This is a genomic window from Nonomuraea sp. NPDC003754 (assembly GCF_053605785.1).
In genome coordinates, this window is record NZ_JBSGJX010000123.1 from 1 (window position 1) to 1792 (window position 1792).

General features: G+C 69.1%; 1 protein-coding gene and 1 pseudogene. One reads left to right on the forward strand and one right to left on the reverse strand.

The genetic code is table 11. The features are described from left to right. Positions 1-106 (forward strand): annotated as a pseudogene (locus tag ACWEVS_RS46250) (IS5/IS1182 family transposase); the annotation flags it as partial. 167 nt (positions 107-273) lie between these two features. Here ACWEVS_RS46250 and ACWEVS_RS46255 read toward each other — a convergent pair. Continuing rightward, the coding region (locus tag ACWEVS_RS46255) for a protein kinase domain-containing protein (RefSeq protein WP_452557618.1) at positions 274-1792 on the reverse strand (1519 nt) is incomplete at its 5' end.

Sequence of the window (1792 nt, forward strand, 5' to 3'; positions counted from 1 at the left end):
CCGGCTCAAGAACTTCCGCGCGGTGGCCACCCGCTACGACAAACGCGCCTACATGTTCCTGGGAACCGTCACGGTCGCAGCCTTGGTCATCTGGCTCCGCACGTGATCCAGGAAACAGCTCCTAGTGGCTATGGACACGCTCCACCGGTCAACGAACTCCGAGGCTATTTGTCAGGGCGATCATCGCGAGCGGTAGGAGCGGCACGGCGGTGCCGACGCTCACGGCGAGCGTGACGATGGTCGCCGACAGTTGCGCTGGCCTGCGTACGGTTGTCAGCCGTCGAGTCTGGCCGCCTGCGCGGCGCCCAGCCGCCGCACGAACAGGGCGGTGACGATCACCGTCGGCGCGACCAGTATATGCAGGGCCAGGCTGGCCCAGGCAGCTGGCGCGACCTCGTACATGAGATCAAGCGTGTTGTCCTCCTGAGGCAAGGCATGATTCTTGAGAAGTGTCGTCCACTCGATCCAGAACAGAGGCCAGGTCAGGAAGGTGACCAACCATAGGGCCCACCATGTGTGCAGGAGGCCGGCCGGAGTTGGCGTGCCGCCGCGTCCCGGCGGGCTGGAGGCGTGCCAGACGTCGTCGGCGATCTGCTTGGGCAGCCACAGGTTGCCGATCGGGATGAGCCAGCCGTACACAGCCATAGCTTGGTGGTAGCGCAGCCGAGTGGGCGCGAGTCGTTCGGCGACAGCCCGTACCTGGTAGAACCAGAGCAGCCAGGCTGCCACCAGCCCCAGGCCGGAGATCACCTGCGCCGCCAACAAGACCTTGCTGACCATCTCGTTGGAGTCGCGTATGCCATCGAAGGTCAACTCGTCGTAGTACCGTCCTTCACCGTCGGCGACACTGAACTGGTGAATCACCGTGCTCACGGAGACCAGGGCGAACAGGGCGAGCAGCACGTAGACGGCGATCTGGTAGCCGGTGGAGGCAGGCTGTGGTTCGCTACCGCGGCGCCGACGGCGTTCGTTGACCAGTAACGACTGGGGTGCGCGCGACTTGCCTGGGTCGTCCAGCCGCGGTGCCATCGTCTGGGGGCCGCCGCCGGTGGCAGCCGGGTCGTGCAAGGAAGTCAATGCCATGGTCCGGCGTTCGATGATGACCTGGGTGAGCGCCTCCGGCCACCGTCCCTGGCCGGGTGTCGCGAGCGCGGTGAGGCGGGTCAGCACGTGCTGCAGGCCGGGCCGGGCGGCGGGGTCCTTGGCCAGGCAGGCGGCCACGAGATCGGCCAGCGGGGCGGGCGCCGCCCGCAGGTCGGGTTCGGTGTGCACGACGCGGTAGACGACCGCGTGGGCCGGGCCGCTTCCGAAGGGGCCGCGGCCGGTGGCGGCGAATGCGAGGACGCAGCCGAGCGAGAACACGTCCGAGGCCGGCCCGACCTCCTGGGCCATGGCCTGTTCGGGGGACATGAACGCCGCGGTGCCCAGCACGGTGGCGGTCTGGGTGTGGCTGGTGGCGTCCAGGGCGCGGGCGATGCCGAAGTCGATCAGGCGGAGACCGTCCTCGGCGAGGATGACGTTGGCGGGTTTGAGGTCGCGGTGCACCATCCCGCAGCCGTGCACGGCGGCGAGTCCTTCGGCCAACCCGGCACCGAGCACCGCTGCCGACTCCAGCGGGAGCGGCCCGTGCTCGTCGACGGCCTGGTGCAGGGAGGGGCCGGGGATGTAGGCGGTGGCCAGCCACGGCCGGGCGGCGCCGGTGTCGGCGTCCACGACCTGCGCGGTGTAGAAGCCGCCGACCTTACGGGCCGCGTCCACCTCGGCGGCGAAACGACGCCGGAAGTCGGCGTTG